18 protein-coding genes, 1 tRNA gene and 1 riboswitch are annotated in these 17,320 nt (G+C 70.8%); of the genes, 6 read left to right on the top strand and 13 right to left on the bottom strand.

Annotation, left to right across the window (positions count from 1 at the left end; all coding sequences use genetic code 11):
- Positions 1 to 205 precede the first annotated feature (205 nt).
- The 3 genes from ACFVH0_RS28715 to ACFVH0_RS28705 all read right to left on the bottom strand — a co-directional run bounded on the left by ACFVH0_RS28715 (position 206) and on the right by ACFVH0_RS28705 (position 3,036).
- Positions 206 to 781, bottom strand: a complete 576-nt coding sequence (locus tag ACFVH0_RS28715; protein WP_385824828.1) for a hypothetical protein — start codon at positions 779 to 781, stop codon at positions 206 to 208.
- 96 nt (positions 782 to 877) lie between these two features.
- On the bottom strand, positions 878 to 1,501 hold the full coding sequence (locus ACFVH0_RS28710) for a TetR family transcriptional regulator (protein ID WP_385824826.1): 624 nt from the start codon (positions 1,499 to 1,501) through the stop codon (positions 878 to 880).
- Positions 1,498 to 3,036 carry an MFS transporter gene (locus tag ACFVH0_RS28705; RefSeq protein ID WP_385824824.1) on the bottom strand — a complete coding sequence of 513 codons (1,539 nt, stop codon included), beginning with the start codon at positions 3,034 to 3,036 and terminating at the stop codon, positions 1,498 to 1,500. Before ACFVH0_RS28705 ends, ACFVH0_RS28710 begins: the two co-directional genes overlap by 4 nt.
- Positions 3,037 to 3,272: 236 nt before the next feature.
- Here ACFVH0_RS28705 and ACFVH0_RS28700 point away from each other — a divergent pair, with 236 nt between their 5' ends.
- Positions 3,273 to 3,575 carry a hypothetical protein gene (locus ACFVH0_RS28700; protein ID WP_259935065.1) on the top strand — a complete coding sequence of 101 codons (303 nt, stop codon included), beginning with the start codon at positions 3,273 to 3,275 and terminating at the stop codon, positions 3,573 to 3,575.
- A 76-nt stretch (positions 3,576 to 3,651) separates the two neighbouring features.
- Here ACFVH0_RS28700 and ACFVH0_RS28695 read toward each other — a convergent pair whose 3' ends face one another.
- Positions 3,652 to 5,019, bottom strand: a complete 1,368-nt coding sequence (locus ACFVH0_RS28695; RefSeq protein WP_385824822.1) for a DUF445 domain-containing protein — start codon at positions 5,017 to 5,019, stop codon at positions 3,652 to 3,654.
- A 146-nt stretch (positions 5,020 to 5,165) separates the two neighbouring features.
- Between ACFVH0_RS28695 and ACFVH0_RS28690 the strand changes: the two genes are divergently transcribed.
- Positions 5,166 to 6,416, top strand: coding sequence for an SGNH/GDSL hydrolase family protein (locus ACFVH0_RS28690; RefSeq protein WP_385824820.1), 1,251 nt, complete (start codon positions 5,166 to 5,168; stop codon positions 6,414 to 6,416).
- A gap of 63 nt (positions 6,417 to 6,479) precedes the next feature.
- Here the strand turns inward: ACFVH0_RS28690 and ACFVH0_RS28685 are convergent, their stop codons facing one another.
- From ACFVH0_RS28685 to ACFVH0_RS28670, 4 genes are all read right to left on the bottom strand, one after another.
- Positions 6,480 to 7,190, bottom strand: a complete 711-nt coding sequence (locus ACFVH0_RS28685; protein ID WP_385824818.1) for a DUF1707 domain-containing protein — start codon at positions 7,188 to 7,190, stop codon at positions 6,480 to 6,482.
- Between the two features lie 61 nt (positions 7,191 to 7,251).
- Positions 7,252 to 8,238, bottom strand: a complete 987-nt coding sequence (locus ACFVH0_RS28680) for an ATP-binding cassette domain-containing protein (protein WP_385824816.1) — start codon at positions 8,236 to 8,238, stop codon at positions 7,252 to 7,254.
- A gap of 32 nt (positions 8,239 to 8,270) precedes the next feature.
- Positions 8,271 to 9,155 (bottom strand): ABC transporter permease, encoded by an 885-nt coding sequence (locus ACFVH0_RS28675; protein ID WP_385824869.1) that lies wholly within the window; start codon positions 9,153 to 9,155, stop codon positions 8,271 to 8,273.
- A 13-nt stretch (positions 9,156 to 9,168) separates the two neighbouring features.
- Positions 9,169 to 9,969 (bottom strand): ABC transporter permease, encoded by an 801-nt coding sequence (locus tag ACFVH0_RS28670; protein WP_385824814.1) that lies wholly within the window; start codon positions 9,967 to 9,969, stop codon positions 9,169 to 9,171.
- A gap of 179 nt (positions 9,970 to 10,148) precedes the next feature.
- On the opposite strand from ACFVH0_RS28670, the gene ACFVH0_RS28665 reads away from it, so the two are divergent.
- Entirely contained in the window at positions 10,149 to 12,572 is a 2,424-nt protein-coding gene (locus ACFVH0_RS28665) for a transglycosylase domain-containing protein (RefSeq protein WP_385824812.1), read from the top strand.
- Here ACFVH0_RS28665 and ACFVH0_RS28660 read toward each other — a convergent pair.
- From ACFVH0_RS28660 to ACFVH0_RS28650, 3 genes are all read right to left on the bottom strand, one after another.
- Positions 12,566 to 12,886 carry a multidrug efflux SMR transporter gene (locus tag ACFVH0_RS28660; RefSeq protein ID WP_124723313.1) on the bottom strand — a complete coding sequence of 107 codons (321 nt, stop codon included), beginning with the start codon at positions 12,884 to 12,886 and terminating at the stop codon, positions 12,566 to 12,568. The two genes, ACFVH0_RS28665 and ACFVH0_RS28660, sit on opposite strands and share 7 nt — an antisense overlap.
- Before the next feature lie 38 nt (positions 12,887 to 12,924).
- A riboswitch (guanidine-III (ykkC-III) riboswitch) is annotated at positions 12,925 to 12,989 on the bottom strand.
- Between the two features lie 61 nt (positions 12,990 to 13,050).
- Positions 13,051 to 13,389: a co-chaperone GroES gene (locus ACFVH0_RS28655; RefSeq protein ID WP_030923137.1), complete on the bottom strand. Its 339-nt coding sequence runs from the start codon at positions 13,387 to 13,389 to the stop codon at positions 13,051 to 13,053.
- A gap of 61 nt (positions 13,390 to 13,450) precedes the next feature.
- Positions 13,451 to 13,771, bottom strand: a complete 321-nt coding sequence (locus ACFVH0_RS28650; RefSeq protein WP_385824810.1) for a DUF3618 domain-containing protein — start codon at positions 13,769 to 13,771, stop codon at positions 13,451 to 13,453.
- A 128-nt stretch (positions 13,772 to 13,899) separates the two neighbouring features.
- On the opposite strand from ACFVH0_RS28650, the gene bcp reads away from it, so the two are divergent.
- The 3 genes from bcp (at position 13,900) to ACFVH0_RS28635 (ending at position 16,212) form a co-directional block, all read left to right on the top strand.
- Positions 13,900 to 14,367: a thioredoxin-dependent thiol peroxidase gene (bcp, locus tag ACFVH0_RS28645; RefSeq protein ID WP_385824806.1), complete on the top strand. Its 468-nt coding sequence runs from the start codon at positions 13,900 to 13,902 to the stop codon at positions 14,365 to 14,367.
- A 213-nt stretch (positions 14,368 to 14,580) separates the two neighbouring features.
- The gene (gene proP, locus ACFVH0_RS28640; protein WP_385824804.1) at positions 14,581 to 16,077 is read left to right on the top strand and encodes a glycine betaine/L-proline transporter ProP; all 1,497 of its coding nucleotides are present in this window, start codon (positions 14,581 to 14,583) and stop codon (positions 16,075 to 16,077) included.
- Between the two features lie 51 nt (positions 16,078 to 16,128).
- Positions 16,129 to 16,212, top strand: a tRNA-Leu gene (locus ACFVH0_RS28635).
- Positions 16,213 to 16,266: 54 nt separating this feature from the next.
- On the opposite strand, the gene rdgB is transcribed toward ACFVH0_RS28635, so the two are convergent.
- Together rdgB and ACFVH0_RS28625 are read right to left on the bottom strand one after the other, a co-directional pair.
- Entirely contained in the window at positions 16,267 to 16,875 is a 609-nt protein-coding gene (gene rdgB / locus ACFVH0_RS28630; protein WP_385824802.1) for an RdgB/HAM1 family non-canonical purine NTP pyrophosphatase, read from the bottom strand.
- 21 nt (positions 16,876 to 16,896) lie between these two features.
- Positions 16,897 to 17,289, bottom strand: a complete 393-nt coding sequence (locus tag ACFVH0_RS28625; protein WP_385824800.1) for a hypothetical protein — start codon at positions 17,287 to 17,289, stop codon at positions 16,897 to 16,899.
- Between the last annotated feature and the right edge of the window lie 31 nt (positions 17,290 to 17,320).

Below are 17,320 nucleotides of genomic sequence, written 5' to 3'. Positions count from 1 at the left end.
AGACGGGGCCGGGCGCTCCACCATCCTTGACGGGGCCGGGCGCTCCACCATCCTTGACGGGGCCGGGCGCTCCACCATCCTTGACGGGGCCGGGCGCTCCACCATCCTTGACGGGGCCGGGCGGTCCACCGTCCGTGACGGGGCCGGGCGCTCCACCGCCCGTGACCGGGCCGGGCGCTCCACCGCCCGTGACCGGGCCGGGCGCTCAGCGGTAGTCCTCCGGGTGGCCCTGCATCCAGGTGTTGATGTGGTCGCGGGTGCCGATCAGTTCGGAGCGGTGCTTCTCCAGGTTTTCCGTGGAGAGGTCGCCGTTCAGCGTCTTGCGCAGGGCGGCGATCTCGGCGATCGGCTCCTTGAAGTGGCCGGGGCCCTGGCCGTCCGCCTTCATGGCCTTGTCCAGGCGGACCAGTTCGTCATGGACCCGGCCCAGGAAGTAGGCGCAGTTCGACGACCCCGGGGTGCAGTTGTCGTTCAGTGTGGCCTGGAGTCCCGCGAAGGCGTCGCGTACGGCCTCCGGCCTGTTGCGCGCCGCCTCGGCGGCCTCGGACGCCTCCGCCTCTGCACTGGCCTCGTCGGCGGCGTCCTGTGCCGCGACGGCCTCGTCGGCGGCCCTGGACGCGGCTGCGGCGTTCGCCGACGGCGCCACGTAGGGAACGTCACCGCCCGGTCCCTGCGAGGTCCCGGCGTCCGAGCACCCCACCAGGAACGCGCCGAGAACCACCGCCGCGACCACGGCCGTTGCCGCGCCGCGCGCATCGGCGCGGATGGAACGGATAGACATGAGGCCCCCTCGTCCGGTTGGCCCAGACCATACATGTCCCACGGACCCGCGGCCCCGGCCGAACGGGCGGGCGGGCGGGCCCACGTCACCCGTCGATCAGGCACTGCCGATCAGGGACTGCAGCGCGGGCGCGTACAGGTCCGCGATGTGTTCGGCGGTGGCGTCCGCGCCGGCGCCTTCGCGGTGGAGGCTGAGGGTGGCGCCGAGGCCGAGGAGGTGGCCGGCGATCAGTTCGGCGCGCAGGGCGCGTTCACGGCCGGCGAGGCGGGCGGTCAGGGCGTCGGTGACCTGTTCGTGGAAGCGGTCGCGCAGCAGGGAGCGTTCGTCCTGGTTGCCCAGCGAGAAGACGACGCGCAGCAGCGGGTCCGACTGCAGTTCACGGCGGTGGTTCACCAGTGTCACCACCATGTGGCGGCCCAGGGCTTCGAGCGGCGCGTCGAGGAGTTCGGCGGCGGCGGGGCCGAAGTCGGCGACGGTGTTGAAGAGTTCTTCCTTGCGGCCGAAGTGCTTGACCACCAGGGACGGGCTCACTCCGGCGTCGGCCGCGATCCCCCTGATGGTGACCTCGGCGTACGGGCGCTGGGTGAACGCCCGGCGGGCGGCGCGCAGGATCGCGCCCTTGCCGCTGCCCGGATCGGCGGCGGACCGGGCAGCGGCCGAGGACGGGGCCGGGGTCCGGGCCGAGGACGGGGCCGGTGCGGTGGCCTGGCCGCTGGTCATGCGCCCTCCTGGATCGGCATCGTCCGCACACCGTCCTTGCGGTCACCCGGGACGTCGCGGTTCCCTTCGACCGTACCCGCCTCACCGGTCGCCCCCGTCGCCCCCGTCACGGGCGTACGGCCGCCCGGCAGGCACAGGGTGACCAGCAGCGCCGCCAGTGCCGCGCCCGCCGCGATCAGGAAGACGAGTTGGTACGCGTGGAGCGTCGGGGCCGTTCTGCCGCCCACCCGGAACGTGATGTTGGCGAGGACCGCCGCCACCGTCGCGCTGCAGAACGCCTGCCCGATCGACCGCATCAGTGTGTTGAGGCCATTGGCCGCGCCGGTCTCGCTCACCGGGACGCCGCGCATGACCAGCGCGGGGAGTGCCGAGTACGCGATGGCCGTGCCCGAGGCGACGACCGTCGCGCCCGCGATGATCAGCCAGAGGTTGTGGCTGGTGAAGTAGCGCACCACGTAACCGGTGCCGATCACCCCGGCAGCCAGCGCCAGGCTGACCTTCGGACCGTACTTCGCGGAGATCCGCGCCGACACCGGCGAGAGCGCCACCATCATCACGCCGCCCGGCAGCAGACAGAGCCCACTGACGACGAGCGAGGCGCCCAGCCCGTAACCCGTCTCCTTCGGCTCCTGCACCATCTGCGCGGTGACCAGGGAGTTCGCGTAGAAGGCGAAGCCGATCAGCAGGGCCGCGATGTTGGTGAGCAGGACCGCGGGGCGGGCCGAGACCCGCAGGTCGACCATGGGCGACACCACCCGAAGCTCGTACGCGCCCCAGATCAGCGCCACGACGACGGCCGCCACCAGCAGGCCGACCGTCCGGGCCGAGGTCCAGCCCCAGTCGGCGCCCTGGGTGACCGCGAGCAGCAGACAGACCAGGGCCCCGGACAGCCCCAGCGCGCCGAGGGCGTCGAAGCGGCCACGGGTGCGGAGCGGGGATTCCGGTACGCACCACAGCACCAGCACGATGTCGATGACGCCGATCGCACCCGACACCCAGAACATGGTGTGCCAGTCGAAGTTCTCGACGACGAGGGCGGCGACGGGCAGCCCGATCGCCGCACCGATGCCGAGCGTCGAGCTCATCAGCGCCACGGCGGACAGCACCCGCTCGGGCGGGAGTTCGTCGCGCAGGATGCTCATGCCCAGTGGCAGTACGGCGAGCGCCGCACCCTGCAGGGCGCGGCCGGTGATCAGTACCCCGATGTGCGAACTGACCGCGCACAGAACCGAACCCACCACCAGCACCAGGAGCGAGGCAACGAGTACCCGCCGCTTGCCGTACATGTCGCCGGCCCGGCCCAGGACGGGTGTGAACACGGCACCGGTGAGCAGGGTGACGGTGACCAGCCAGCTCGCGGCGGCCGGGGTCGCGCCGGTGAGGGCCGGGATGTGCGGAAGCAGCGGGACGACGATCGTCTGCATCACCGCGACCACGACACCGCAGAACGCCAGCACACCGACGGCGAAGCGGGGATGCGGTGCCTCGTCGGCGGTGGTGGTGCCGGTGGTCGGGGCGGGTATGTCCGCGGGCATGGCTCTCCGTACGGTGCTCGGCGGCCGGGGCGTCGTGCGAGGGCGGCGTGCGGTGCGGTCGTGCGGGTGCGCCGGGCGGGCGGTGCTGGGCCCGGCACAGGGGGTGCACGCGTGTTCACCCCCAGGGTAAACGCTTGTGCACCCCCTCGGCGACCGGAATCCCGGGCATCGCGTTAGCCTCGAAGACCCGGGCTCCGGGCCCGGACAACACGGACGAGAAGGCGAAGGTGGCTGCGATGGCGAAGGTTCCGGCAGCGGCGGTGGCGGCGAGCGGGCTGGTCGGCGGGTACGCCGTCGCGCGATGGACCAGGAAGCGGCCGTTGGGCGGGGTCGCCCTCGCCGCCGCGGGCACGGTCGCCGCGTACGAGTGGAACCGGCAGGCCGGGCCGCGCGCGGCCGTCGGGCTGACCACGGCGTACGTCGCCGCGTTCGCCGGTTCGCACCCGCTGGCCAAGAAGGTCGGCGCCTGGCCCGCCGTCTTCGCCGTGGCGGGCAGCATGGCCGCCGCGTCGTGGGCGGTCACCCGCCGGGCCGCCTGAAGCTCCTGCGGAAGGGCCGCCCGAAGCACGTACGGCCGGGCGGCCTTGAGCGCATACGCGAGGGGCGGGGGCTCCGCTACGCCCCCAGCGCCCACGACACCGTATAGATCAGCAGCCCCGCCAGCGCACCCACCACCGTGCCGTTGATCCGGATGAACTGGAGGTCGCGGCCGATGTGCGCCTCGATCTTCTTCGACGTCTGGTCCGCGTCCCAGCTCGCCACCGTGTCGCTGATCAGCGAGGTGATCTCCGCGCGGTAGGTCGTGACGACATAGACCGCCGCGTCCTCCAGCCAGCCGTCCAGCTTCGCCTGCAGCCGGTCGTCCGTCGCCAGCCGCGCCCCCAGCGCCATCAGTGAGGCCCGCGCACGCAGCCGCAGCTCGCTCTGCTCGTCCTCCGCCGCCGCGATGATCATCGTGCGTACGGACGACCAGGCCGAGGCGATGACGTCCTGGACCTCACCGCGTCCCAGGATCTCCGACTTCAGCCGCTCCACCCGGGCCCGGGTGTCCGAGTCCGTCTGGAGGTCGGCCGCGAAGTCCGTCAGGAACGTGTCGATCGAGGCGCGCGCCGGGTGCCCCGGCATGTCCCGCATCTCCGTGACGAACCGCAGCAGCTCCTTGTAGACCCGCTCCCCGACCCGCTTGTCGACGAACCGCGGCGTCCAGCCCGGGGCCCCGCCCTGCACCGCGTCCATCACCGAGTCGCCGTGCAGCACCAGCCAGTCGTGGGCGCGTACGCAGATCAGGTCCACCACCCTGCGGTGGCCGCCGTCGGCGACGATCTTGTCCAGCATCTTGCCGAGGCCCGGCCCGATCTCCACCGCGTTGGCCCGCCGGGTGATCGCCTCACCCACCACAGCCTGCACATCCGAATCCCGCAGCACCTTCAGCGCCCCGCGCAACGCGGTCGACAGCTCGGCGGTGACCCGGTCCGCGTGCTCCGGCTCGGCCAGCCAGGCACCGAGGCGGCCACCCACACCGAGCGCGTGGATACGGCCCCGTACGACGTCGCCGGAGAGAAAATTCTCGCCGACGAAGGAACCCAGGGACGCCCCGAGCTGGTCCTTCTTGGTGGGGATAATGGCGGTGTGCGGGATCGGCAGGCCGAGCGGGCGCTTGAACAGCGCCGTGACGGCGAACCAGTCGGCCAGCGCACCGACCATCCCCGCCTCGGCGGCCGCGGCGACGAAGCCTGGCCAGCCGCCCACACCCGCGTTCTTCGCCCAGGTGGCGAGTACGTACACGAGCGCGACCAGCAGAAGGAGGCCCGTCGCCGTGGTCTTCATCCGGCGCACACCGCGCCGCTTCTCCTCGTCGGCCGCGGTGTACGCGAACGAGGCGAGGGGGGCGGGCCGGCCGCCGGGCGCCCGTCCCCCGGCACGCTCCCGCTGCCGCGCAGCCTCTCCCCCGGCTCCGGCTCCGGTCCCATCGATCCGTTCCATCCGCTCCACCCGTCCGCGTACGCCTCGCCCCCGGTGTCCCGTACGCATTGTCCCTACCTGACCTACTCCCGGGCCGCACGTCGAGTTCCCGAGGCCCTGACCCATCATGGGATCAGTCCGATCGATCATGAGGAGACACACCGCCCATGCCCAGGCGCCAGGGGTACGCCCTGCTCATCGCCCTCGTGGCGGGCACCGCCGCGCTCGCCGCCGCCGTGGCGTTCGCCGGCTCCCTGCTGTTCTCCGGCTCCGGTGCCCGGCCGCAGCAGATCGCCGTACCCGACCCGCGCTCCGTGGCCCGTACGCCCGCCGCTCCCGCGCACTCCACCGGTCTCTGGGCCGCGACCTGGACCGCTGCCCCCGTCACCGGGGTCATCGACTCCTACAACAGCAGCGCGCTCAACCGACGCACCGTCCGCAACGTCGTGCACACCAGCATCGGCGGCGACGCGGCCCGCATAACCCTTTCCAACGCCTTCGGCACCCGCCCGCTGGTCATGGACCGCGTCACCGTGAACACCCGCCCGGTGACCTTCTCGGGCGCCGGCACCGTGACCGTCGCGGCCGGCGGGCAGATCGTCAGCGACCCGGTCACCGTCCCGGTCGCCGCCGACTCCGACCTGGTGGTCACCCTGCGCACCCCCACCGCCCGTGGGCCCGTCACCGTCCACGAGCGCAGCCACCAGACGTCGTACGTGGACACCGCGTGGGGCGCCCGGCGGACCGACGGCTGGCGCTACCTCACCGCGGTCGACGTGCACACCCGGACCGCCGCCGGGACGATCGCCGTGATCGGCGACTCGCTCACCGCGGGCACCGGCTCCTCCCTCGACACGAACAGCCGCTGGCCCGATGTCCTCGCCGACCGGCTGGGCGGCCGGTACGGGGTGGCCAACGCGGGCATCGCCGGCAACCGCATCCTGCGCGACGGACGCGGCGTACGGGCGAGCGCCCGCTTCGACCGCGACGTACTGGACATCGCCGGAGTGAGGACCGTCGTCGTCGCGCTCGGCATCAACGACGTGCAGCAGTCCCCGCAGGAGACCGACCCGCAGCGCATCGCGGACGGCCTGAGCGCCATGACCCGGCGCGCCCACGCACAGGGCCTGCGGGTCGTCGGGGCGACGCTGATGCCGTACGAGGGGTTCGCCACCTGGACGCCCAGGAGCAACGGCGTACGGGAACGGGTCAACGCGCTGATCCGGGCGGGCGGGGTCTTCGACTCCGTCATCGACTTCGACGCGGCGGCCCGTGACCCCCACCGCCCGACACGGCTCCTGCCGGCCTACGACAGCGGCGACCACCTCCACCTGAACGACGCGGGCTACCGGCGGCTGGGCTCGACGGTGGACCTGACGACGCTGGTGCACGAGCGGCCGACGTCCGACCAGCTCTGACGGTCGGCCTCGACGAGCGGCGCCCCGGAAACACCCCAGGAGCACCCCGGGGCGCCGCCCCGCTCAGTCCGACGGCCCCTTCTCCAGCCGGCCGCGTCCGCTCCCGCGCTCTCCACCGAGCTCCCGCTGCCGGTCCCGCAGCCGCTCCAGCTCCGCATCCCGCAGCCGCTGCTTCTCCGCCTTGCTCCGCTTGTGCTCCACCCCGACGCCGCCCATCAGCGCGAAGCCGGTGATCCGCACCCGGGGGGAGTCCGGCGACGGGATGCCCTCGTCCTTCGAGCGCTCCCCGAAACCGCCCATGAGACCGATGCCCCGTACCTCGACGTTCAGCTCGGGCGGAACCGTCACCTGGATCCCGCCCATGATCGTGATGCAGCGGATGACCACCTCGCGGTCCTCGAAGTTCGCCTCGCGCAGATCGATCTCGCCGCCGCCCCACATCGCGAACGCGGTGAACTTACGGCCCACCGTCCAGTTGCCCCGGCGACCGAATCCGCCCCACATCGCGAACGCGCCGCCCGACGTGGCGGGCTTCCCGATCCGGTCCGCCCACCGCTTCTGCGACCCGGTCCGCGCCGGGGCCGCCCCCACCGGCTCCACCGCCGCGCCCGGCGCCGGAAGATCCCGCACCAGCGGCTCCAACTCTCCGTGCGTACGGGCCTTGTAGGCCGCTTCGAGCCGCTGCTCGAACTCCGCCATCTCCAGCCGGCCCTCGGCAACCGCCTCGCGCAGGGTCTCGGCGACACGCTCACGCTCGGAATCGGAAGCACGCATTTCCGGAAGGTCACTTGTCATACCGCGCAGCCTATTGAACGTACGTACGTCCGTCCCAGCCCTACATGCCGGTGGCCGACTCATACATCTTCGCGATCACGGCCTCGATGTCCGGCTCCCGCACCGAGAGGTCGACCAGCGGGTAGTCCGCGGCGATCCGGGCGACCAGCGGAGCGGCCGACTCCGAGGCCGGGAAGGTCAGCCACTGCCGCGGCCCGTCCACCTTCACCGTACGGACCGTGGGCGCCGACTCCAGCCGGATGGGCGGCAGTTGACGCTCCAGGTCGACCACCAGCGTCCGCTCGCTCTCGCCCACCTCGTGCAGACCGGCGAGGGCGCCGTCGTACATCAGACGGCCGTGGTCGATCACCATCACCCGCTTGCAGAGCTGCTCGATGTCCGTCAGATCATGGGTCGTGAGCAGCACCGTCGTACCGCGTTCGGCGTTCAGATCCCGCAGGAAACCACGGACCTTGGACTTGGAGACGACGTCCAGCCCGATCGTCGGCTCGTCCAGATACAACACCTCGGGATCGTGCAGCAGCGCCGCCGCGATGTCACCGCGCATCCGTTGTCCCAACGACAGCTGCCGCACCGGAACGTCCAACAGCTCGCCCAGGTCGAGCAGTTCGACACAGCGGTCCAGATTCTCCCGGTAGCGCGCGTCGGGAATCCGGTACATCCGGTGCATCAGCCGGTACGAGTCGCGCAGCGGCAGGTCCCACCAGAGCGTGGTGCGCTGGCCGAACACCACACCGATCCGGTGCGCCAGCCGCGTACGCTCCCGCGAAGGGTCGATGCCCGCCACCCGCAGCCGGCCGCCGCTCGGGGTGAGGATGCCGGTCAGCATCTTGATCGTGGTCGACTTGCCCGCACCGTTCGGGCCGATGTAGCCGACCATCTCGCCGCGTGCGACGCGGAAGCTGATCGAGTCGACCGCCCGCACCTGGCGGCGTTCACCGCGCATGAATCCGGTCTTGCGACGCACGTCGAAGACCTTTTCCACCTGGTCGAGCTCGATGAAGCCGGAGGGGGTTTCCGCGTCCATGTCCGATGCCCTGTCCCGTTCGTAGTTGTGGTTCAACTTCCTGTACTGCGGTACGCGCGCAGCCCCGAGCGCCAGCCCAGACCGGCCGGCAGCCAGCACAGAACCGCCACCACCGGCGGCAGGAAAGCCACCCAGACCGGCAGATCCAGCGGATAGTCCCGGCCCAGCACGTACAGCGCGGGCAGCCAGTTCACGAAGGCCAGCGGCACCACGAACGTCACCCCGCGCACCAGGTCCTTCGCGAAGACCGACGGCGGGTACTGGAGCAGTGTGTTCCCGCCGTACGTGAAGGCGTTCTGCACCTGGGAGGCGTCCTGCGCGACGAACTGGAACGCCGCCCCGGCCACGAACAGCGCCCCGAAGACCGCTGCCCCGCTCAGCAGCATCATCGGCATCATGGCCACCTTCAGCGGCGTCCACTCGATGTCCAGCGTCACCAGCGCGTACCCCAGCACCAGTACCCCCTGGAGCACCCGGCCCAGCCTGCGCAGCGCGAACCGGTCCGCCGCCACCTGAGCGAGCACCGGGACCGGCCGCACCAGCAAAGTGTCCAGCGTGCCGTCGCGCACCCGCGCGCCCAGCCGGTCCATCGAGCCCAGCAACAGATCGGCGAGACCGAACGCGGTGCCCGACACCCCGTACAGCAGGGCGATCTCGGGGAGTGTGTAGCCGCCCAGCCGGTCCACGTGCGAGAACATCAGCAGGATCGCGACGAAGTCGAAGGCGGTCGCCGCGAAGTTCCCGAACGCCGTCATGGCGAACGAGGCGCGGTACGCCATCGTCGAGCGCAGCCACATCATCGCGATCAGCCCGTACGCCCTGACGCCCTCGACGAACCCGGGCCGCTCGGCGAACACCGCCTCGGGCCGCTCCGCGGGACGGCCGCCGAGCCCGTCCGCCGTCCCGGCCACCTCCACCGCACCGGTCGTGTCAGCCACCCTGGACCACCACCCTCCTCGTCGCCACCGACTGCACCATCCGCCCCGCCAGCAGCAGCGCCAGCGCCCAGCCGGCCTGGAAGGCGTACGCCCTCACCAGCTCCCAGCCCGGGTACTTGCCCAGGAACACATCGGCCGGCACCTGGAGCAGCGACGACCACGGCAGCGCCCGGGCGACGTCCCCCAGCACCCCGGGGAACAGCGTCAGCGGAAGGAGCATCCCGGAGAAGAACATCCCGGCCAGCCAGGCCATCTGCGCCATCCCCGCCCCGTCCAGCAGCCAGAACGCGGAGAGCGCCACCAGATAGCGGATCGCGAAACTGACCACGACGCCGAGCCCCACCGAGACCAGGAAGGCCACCCAGACCCCCGGCGAGGAGGGCAGCGCCAGTTCGAAGGCGAGCGATCCCGCCAGCATCGGCACGATGCCCCGCCCCAGCAGATGGAACGCGGCCCGGCCCAGATCGCCCGCCAGCCACCACAGTTGGAGATCCGCGGGCCGGTAGAGATCGACCGCGATGTCGCCGGTCCGGATCCGCTCGATCAGCTCGTCCTCGAAACCGCCGCCCATCATGGAACAGGTCATCAGCAGCGCCTGCCCCAGCCAGACATAGCTGAGCGCCTGGGACATGTCGTAGCCACCGAGTTGCGGCCGCTCGTCCCACAACGCCACATAGGTGTACGCGAGGATGAACCCGAAGACGGTGTTGGTGAAGACTCCGGCCGCCGTGGCGGTCCGGTAGGTGGCGTAGCGCCGGAACTGTCCCGCCGCCACCACCGCGTAAAGCCGCACCGCACACACCCCCCATCGCAGGGTGCCCAACGGCCTTGGACACCAAAGCGCAAGACCCTAGTGCAGCGGGGACAACCGCCGCGACCGCTTTTCGGGGCGATTCGGGGTCGATCCGGCGCTTATTCCACAGAAAAGGGCACTATGGGGGAACTGACCGCGGCCGAGGAGTCTGCACGGACATGAGCGACGAGCCACAGCAGCCGAGCGGGGAACACCGGCCCCGGGGCTGGGCCCCCAGGGATCCGGCTGCCCACGGCACCACCGGAGCGTCCGGCGGACCGGGCGGCGAAGGCGGCAATCCCGAGAGGCCCGGACGGCCCAAGCGCCCCAAGCGCACCGGATGGCGCCGTGCCGTCCCCACCTGGCGGATGGTCCTCGGCGCCGTCCTCACCGTCGCCGTGCTCCTGATCGGCGGCTTCATCGCCGGGTACGAGCTCGTCGACATCCCGCCCGCCAACGTCAGCGCCACCGCGCAGTCCAACGTCTACCTCTACAAGGACGGCAGCGTCATCGCCCGCTCGGGCGAGATCAACCGGGAGAACGTCAAGCTCGCCCAGGTCCCGCTCACCGTCCAGCGCGCGGTCCTCGCCGCGGAGGACCGCGACTTCTACTCCGAACGGGCCGTCGACCTCAAGGCCATGGCCCGCGCCGCCTTCAACACGCTCACCGGCAAGGGCAAACAGGGCGGCTCGACGATCACCCAGCAGTACGTCAAGAACTACTACCTGGGCCAGGAGCAGACCATCGTCCGCAAGGCCAAGGAGTTCTTCATCGCGGTCAAGCTCAACCGCGAGGAGTCCAAGGACCAGATCTTCGAGGGCTACCTCAACACCAGCTACTTCGGCCGCAACGCCTACGGCATCCAGGCCGCCGCCCAGGCCTACTACTCCAAGGACATCGGCGAGATCACCACCGCCGAGGGCGCCTACCTCGCCTCCCTGCTCAACGCCCCCAGCGCGTACGACATCGTCGTCCACCCCCAGAACAAGGCCGCCGCCCTCGGACGCTGGAACTACGTGCTCGACGGCATGGTCAAGGAGAAGTGGCTCGGCCCGGCCGAACGCGCCGCGATGAAATTCCCCGTACCCGGCAAGGTCAAGCCGTCCACCGGGCTCTCCGGACAGCGCGGCTACATCGTCCAGGCCGTCGACGACTACCTCACCGGCAACGACGTCATCGACGAGGACACCCTCGCCACCGGCGGCTACCGGATCACCACCACTCTGGAGAGGAAGAAGCAGAACGCCCTGGTCGAGGCCGTCGACGACAACGTCATGTCCCAGACCAGCCCCGACCGCAAGGCCGACCGCAACGTCCGCGTCGGCGGCGCCTCCATCGACCCCGGCACCGGCCGCGTCGTCGCCATGTACGGCGGCATCGACTACACCAAGCAGTACGTGAACAACGCGACCCGCCGCGACTACCAGGTCGGCTCCACCTTCAAGCCCTTCGTCTTCACCTCCGCCGTCGCCAACCGCTCCACCACCCAGGACGGCCGGCGCATCACCCCCAACACCATCTACGACGGCACCAACAAGCGCATGGTCCAGGGCCCCGACGGACCCACCGGCTACGCCCCCGCCAACGAGGACGACATCAGCTACGGGCCCATCACCGTCTCCACCGCCACCGACAAGTCCGTCAACGCCGTCTACGCCCAGATGGCCGAGGACGTCGGCCCCGGCAAGGTCAAGCAGACCGCCATCGACCTCGGCCTCCCCGAGAACACCCCCGACCTCACCGCGTACCCGTCCAACGCCCTCGGCGTCGCCACCGCCAGCGTCCTCGACATGACCGAGGCGTACGCCACCCTCGCCAACCACGGCCGGCACAGCGCGTACACCCTCGTCGACCGGATCACCAAGGACGGCGAGGACCTCGAACTCCCCGACGGCGGCCACACCGAACAGGCGGTCAGCCGCGAAGCCGCCGACACCACGACCTCGATCCTCCGGAGCGTCGTCGAGAGCGGCACCGGCACCGCCGCCCAGGCCGCCGGACGCCCCGCCGCGGGCAAGACCGGCACCGCCGAGGAGGACAAGGCGGCCTGGTTCGCCGGCTACACCCCCGACCTCACCACCGTCATCGCCGTCATGGGCCAGGACCCCGAGACCGGCGTGCAGAAGCCGCTGTACGGGGCGCTGGGGCTCGCCCGCATCAACGGCGGCGGCGCACCCGCCCAGACCTGGGCCCAGTACACCGAGGCCGCCCTGCGGTCCACCACGGCCACGGACTTCGACCTCGAACTCGAAAGCGGCGCCGAGGAACCCGCCCCGCCCACCGACGAGGAAACCGGCCCCCGGAAGACCGGGACGCCCTCCGAGAACACCTCCAGCACCCCGCCCAGCACCCCCGGATCCACCCCGCCCGGCAGCTCCTCGACCCCCGGCAGCAGCGAACCGGCCACCGGCGGCACGGACACCGGCAGCCCGACCGACGGCACCGCGGGAAACGGCGGCACGCAGAACGGCGGCGGTGACAACGGCGGCCCGCGCGGCGGCGAGAACGGCGGCGGGGCGGGGGCCGGGGGCGGGGACGGCGGCGGCCGGGAAGGCAGTGAATTCCTTCCCGGCCCCCGGGGCACACCGGCCCCGGGTCAGTGACCCGAGGTCGCCTTCAGCCCGACGACGGCGACCAGCAGCAGACAGACGAAGAAGATCCGGGCGGCGGTCACCGGCTCGTTCAGCACGACCATGCCCAGCACCGCCGCACCGGCCGCACCGATACCGACCCACACCCCGTACGCCGTACCGATCGGCAGTGTCCGGGCCGCATGGGACAGCAACACCATGCTCGCCACGATCCCGAGGCCGGTGAACACGCTCGGCCAGAGCCGGGTGAACCCCTCGGTGTACTTCATCCCGATCGACCAGGCCACTTCCAGCAGACCGGCGACAACGAGCAGAACCCAGGCCATGACGGCACCTCCGACGAACAGAACACGCGAACAACATGGGTGCGTCGTCTTTTCGAAGCCCGGTACGGCGCGTCTCGTCGGGGTCACACCACCGTAGCAAAGAACACGCAAAAGGCCTGGTGACACCGGTCACCAGGCCACACCACCACCGCTGCCGCGGTCGGCTACAGATACAGCCCGGTGGAGTCCACCGAGCCCTCGAACCGGTCCGCAGCCACCGCGTGCAGATCCCGCTCACGCATCAGCACGTACGCCACCCCGCGCACCTCGACCTCCGCACGGTCCTCGGGGTCGTACAGCACCCGGTCGCCCGGCTCCACCGTCCGTACGTTCTGGCCCACCGCGACCACCACGGCCCAGGCCAGCCGGCGGCCGACCGCGGCCGTCGCCGGGATGAGGATGCCGCCACCGGAACGCCGCTCGCCCTCGGGCGTATCGGACCGGACCAGCACACGATCGTGCAGCATGCGGATGGGCAGTTTGTCGTCGGTGTTCTCGCTCACGCCCCGCAACCTACCTGCCCGCGGCGGCGCCACGCCCCTCCGGGGTGCGCGGGCCGCGGCATCAGCTCCTGCGGCGCCGCTTCGACGCCACGACCAGACCCACCACACCCACCGCGAGCATCGCCGCCGGAATCACCCGCTCCAGGCGCGGAGCCCCGTCCTCGGACACGAACTGCGCCTTCACGTCCGACACCGTCCGGTTCACCGCGACGAACGCCCGCCCGGCCGTCCGGTCGACAGCCTCGGCGGCCTTCGCCTTCGCGTCACCAATGATCGTCTTCGGGTGCACCCGCACCCCGATCTCATCGAGCACCACCGCGAGCTGCTCACGCCTGGTGATGATGTCCGCCTCGATCTGCGCAGGGGTCCTGGCATCCGACACTGCGCCGCCTCCGTGGTCCTCGTCCGGTAAACCTTCATCGACAGTCTGTCAGCTCGACCGCCCACGCACCCGGCGGCACCCCTATTACGCTCGGTCCCGTACACCCCACGTGCCACCCGAGGAGAACCATGAGCGAGCGACTCCAGCCCGGCGACACCGCCCCCGCCTTCACTCTGCCCGACGCCGACGGCAACGAGATCTCGCTCGCCGACCACAAGGGCCGCAAAGTCATCGTCTACTTCTACCCGGCCGCCCTCACCCCCGGCTGCACCAAGCAGGCCTGCGACTTCACCGACAACCTGGAGCTGCTCGCCGGTGCCGGCTACGACGTCATCGGCGTCTCCCCCGACAAGCCCGAGAAGCTCGCCAAGTTCCGCGAGAAGGAGAACCTCAAGGTCACGCTGGTCGGCGACCCGTCCAAGGAGACCCTTGAGGCGTACGGCGCCTTCGGCGAGAAGAAGCTCTACGGCAAAACGGTGACGGGCGTCATCCGCTCGACGATCGTCGTGGACGAGGAGGGCAAGGTCGAGCGCGCCCTCTACAACGTCAAGGCCACCGGTCACGTCGCCAAGATCATCAGGGACCTCGGCATCTGACCCCACCGGCGACCGCCCCGGAAGCATCCGGCGGAGACGGACGACGGAAGCACGCGACAGAAGCACGCAACGGAAGTACGCGGCGGAAGTACGCGGCGGAAACATGTGACCGGAACATGTGACGGACATCCCAATCGGCCGTCCTTCCGGTTTGCGACCGCCATGACCGCGCAGAAGCCTGTCCTGGAACAGTCACCCAGGAAAGGACCGGCCATGGCGGCTTCCGACCCCCACCTGGCGGCCGACCCTGAAGCGGTCAAACGCCACCCCACCCTCTTCCGGGCCATCCGGCAGCGGAGAAACCCCAGGCTGCGCAGGTCGGACATCACCGTCACCGACGACCGGGCGGTCAAGCGGGCGGTGAAGGCGGCCTCGCTGGGGAACGCCATGGAGTGGTTCGACTTCGGGATCTACTCCTATCTGGCCGTCACCCTGGGCCATGTCTTCTTCCCGTCCGGGAACGACACGACCCAGCTCCTTTCCTCGTTCGCGACCTTCGCCGTGGCCTTCCTCGTACGGCCCCTCGGCGGCATGGTCTTCGGGCCGATGGGTGACAAGATCGGCCGCAAGAAGGTCCTCGCCCTCACGATGATCCTGATGGCGGTCGGCACCTTCGCCATCGGTGTCATCCCCTCCCACGACGCCATCGGCCTCTGGGCCCCCACCCTGCTGATCTTCTTCCGCCTGGTGCAGGGCTTCTCCACCGGCGGCGAGTACGGCGGCGCGTCCACGTTCATCGCCGAGTACGCCCCCGACAAGCGCCGCGGCTACTTCGGCAGCTTCCTCGAATTCGGCACCCTGGCCGGCTATGTCGGTGCCGCCGGACTCGTCACCGCGCTGACCGCGGCCCTCGACCCCGGCCAGATGGAGACCTGGGGCTGGCGCATCCCGTTCCTCGTCGCGGGCCCCCTCGGCCTGGTCGGCCTCTACCTGCGACTGCGCCTGGACGAGACCCCCGCCTTCCAGAAGCTGGAGGGCGGCACCGTCCACGCGTCGGAGGCCGCCGACCACGTCGAGACCACCGCCAAGGGCGACCTCGCCAGAATCTTCCGGCAGCACTGGCCGACGCTGATCCTCTGCATCTGCCTGGTCGGCGCGTACAACATCACCGACTACATGCTGCTGTCGTACATGCCGACCTACCTCTCCGACGAACTCGGCTACAGCGAGACCCACGGCCTGCTCATCCTGCTCGCCGTCATGGTCTTCCTGATGCTGATCATCAGTCAGGTCGGCAAGCTCTCCGACCGCTTCGGCCGCAAGCCGCTCCTGATGACCGGCATGCTCGGCTTCTTCTTCCTCTCCCTCCCCGCCTTCCTGCTCATCCGCCAGGGCGGCATCCCCGCCATCACGACCGGCATGCTGATGCTGGGCCTCTCCCTGGTCTGCATGCTGGGCACGATGTCCGCCGCCCTCCCGGCCCTCTTCCCCACCCCGGTGCGCTACGGCTCCCTCTCGGTGGGCTACAACCTCTCGGCCTCCCTCTTCGGCGGCACGACCCCACTGGTGATCACGGCACTGATCAGCTGGAGCGGCACCAATCTGATGCCGGCCTTCTACGCGATGGCGGCGGCCCTGGTCGGCGTGATCGCCGTGGCCTGCATGAAGGAGACCGCCAGGAAGCCCCTGGCCGGCTCCCCACCGTCGGTGGAGACGGAGGAAGAGGCGGCGGAACTGTGCGCGGCCCAGACACCTGAACCGAAGTTCTGACCCCGTACCCGCCGGCCCGCGGGAGCACCCCGGTACCATGTCTGTCGGCTGGCGGCGGTGGTGCAATGGCGACACAGCAGACTTAGGATCTGTGGCCCGTGAAACGGCTTGAGGGTTCGAATCCCTTCCGCCGCACAGTAAACGGCCTGCGAACCAAGGGACTTGGTTCGCAGGCCGTTCTCGTACCCGTTAGGCCTGGCCCACCAGCTCCTGCACCACCGGCACCAGTGCCCGGAACGCCTTGCCCCGGTGGCTGATCGCGTTCTTCTCCGCCGGGGTCAGTTCCGCGCAGGTGCGGGTTTCGCCCTCGGGCTGGAGGACCGGGTCGTAGCCGAAGCCGTTCGTGCCGGCCGGAGTGTGGCGCAGGGTGCCCAGCAGGCGGCCCTCGACCACGCGTTCCGTGCCGTCGGGGAGGGCGAGGGCGGCCGCGCAGGCGAAGTGGGCGGCGCGGTGGGCCTCGTCGATGTCGGAGAGCTGGGCCAGGAGCAGGTCCAGGTTGGCCTTGTCGTCGCCGTGGGTGCCGGCCCAGCGGGCGGAGAAGATGCCGGGGGCGCCGCCGAGCACGTCCACGCAGAGGCCGGAGTCGTCGGCGATGGCCGGGTGGCCGGTGGCCCTGGCCAGGGCGTGGGCCTTGAGCAGGGCGTTCTCGGCGAAGGTGACGCCGGTTTCCTTGACGTCGGGGACATCGGGGTACGCGTCCGCGCCGACGAGCTCATGGGTGAGGCCGGCGTCGGCGAGGATCGCGTGGAGTTCGGTGATCTTCCCGGCGTTGCGGGTGGCGAGGATGAGGCGGGTCATGTCACCCAGTATCGGGGGTGATCAGGGGGTGCAGACCTTGCCGATCTCCGCGGCGGCGTCGGTGACCGGGGTGATGTCGGGGGTGGCGTCGCCCTTGTCGATGGAGTCGCGGACGTTGCCGACGCCCGCCTGGAGGTTGTCGACGGCCTTGCCGAGGTCGGCGTTGTCGGTCTTGTCGCCGAGGTTGCCGAGTTCCTTCTCGATCTCGTCGAGGGCCTCGGATGCCTGAGTGGGGTCGCTGGTGGCGTTGGAGACGGCCTGCTGGAGGTTGTCGACGCTGGTGGCGATGGCATCGGCGGTGCGGACGCAGTCCAGTGCCTTGTCGACGGCGCCGCAGCCGGAGGCGGCGGTGAGGGTGAGGGCGGTCAGGGTCAGCGCGACGGTGATGCGGCGGTGGCGGGTGGCCTTGGCCATGGTGCGGTTCCTCCCCGGATGCGGATACGCG

Source organism: Streptomyces sp. NPDC127117, from assembly GCF_042677325.1.
GTDB lineage: Bacteria > Actinomycetota > Actinomycetes > Streptomycetales > Streptomycetaceae > Streptomyces.
Note: the sequence above shows the minus strand (reverse complement) of the source record. Positions and strands in the feature narration are given on the sequence as shown.

Excerpts from the sequence above, each read along its gene's own strand:
- ACFVH0_RS28715 (WP_385824828.1), bottom strand. The coding sequence starts at position 781 with ATGTCTATCCGTTCCATCCGCGCCGATGCGCGCGGCGCGGCAACGGCC.
- ACFVH0_RS28710 (WP_385824826.1), bottom strand. The coding sequence starts at position 1,501 with ATGACCAGCGGCCAGGCCACCGCACCGGCCCCGTCCTCGGCCCGGACC.
- ACFVH0_RS28705 (WP_385824824.1), bottom strand. The coding sequence starts at position 3,036 with ATGCCCGCGGACATACCCGCCCCGACCACCGGCACCACCACCGCCGAC.
- ACFVH0_RS28700 (WP_259935065.1), top strand. The coding sequence starts at position 3,273 with ATGGCGAAGGTTCCGGCAGCGGCGGTGGCGGCGAGCGGGCTGGTCGGC.
- ACFVH0_RS28695 (WP_385824822.1), bottom strand. The coding sequence starts at position 5,019 with ATGGAACGGATCGATGGGACCGGAGCCGGAGCCGGGGGAGAGGCTGCG.
- ACFVH0_RS28690 (WP_385824820.1), top strand. The coding sequence starts at position 5,166 with ATGCCCAGGCGCCAGGGGTACGCCCTGCTCATCGCCCTCGTGGCGGGC.
- ACFVH0_RS28685 (WP_385824818.1), bottom strand. The coding sequence starts at position 7,190 with ATGCGTGCTTCCGATTCCGAGCGTGAGCGTGTCGCCGAGACCCTGCGC.
- ACFVH0_RS28680 (WP_385824816.1), bottom strand. The coding sequence starts at position 8,238 with ATGGACGCGGAAACCCCCTCCGGCTTCATCGAGCTCGACCAGGTGGAA.
- ACFVH0_RS28665 (WP_385824812.1), top strand. The coding sequence starts at position 10,149 with ATGAGCGACGAGCCACAGCAGCCGAGCGGGGAACACCGGCCCCGGGGC.
- ACFVH0_RS28660 (WP_124723313.1), bottom strand. The coding sequence starts at position 12,886 with ATGGCCTGGGTTCTGCTCGTTGTCGCCGGTCTGCTGGAAGTGGCCTGG.
- bcp (WP_385824806.1), top strand. The coding sequence starts at position 13,900 with ATGAGCGAGCGACTCCAGCCCGGCGACACCGCCCCCGCCTTCACTCTG.
- proP (WP_385824804.1), top strand. The coding sequence starts at position 14,581 with ATGGCGGCTTCCGACCCCCACCTGGCGGCCGACCCTGAAGCGGTCAAA.
- rdgB (WP_385824802.1), bottom strand. The coding sequence starts at position 16,875 with ATGACCCGCCTCATCCTCGCCACCCGCAACGCCGGGAAGATCACCGAA.
- ACFVH0_RS28625 (WP_385824800.1), bottom strand. The coding sequence starts at position 17,289 with ATGGCCAAGGCCACCCGCCACCGCCGCATCACCGTCGCGCTGACCCTG.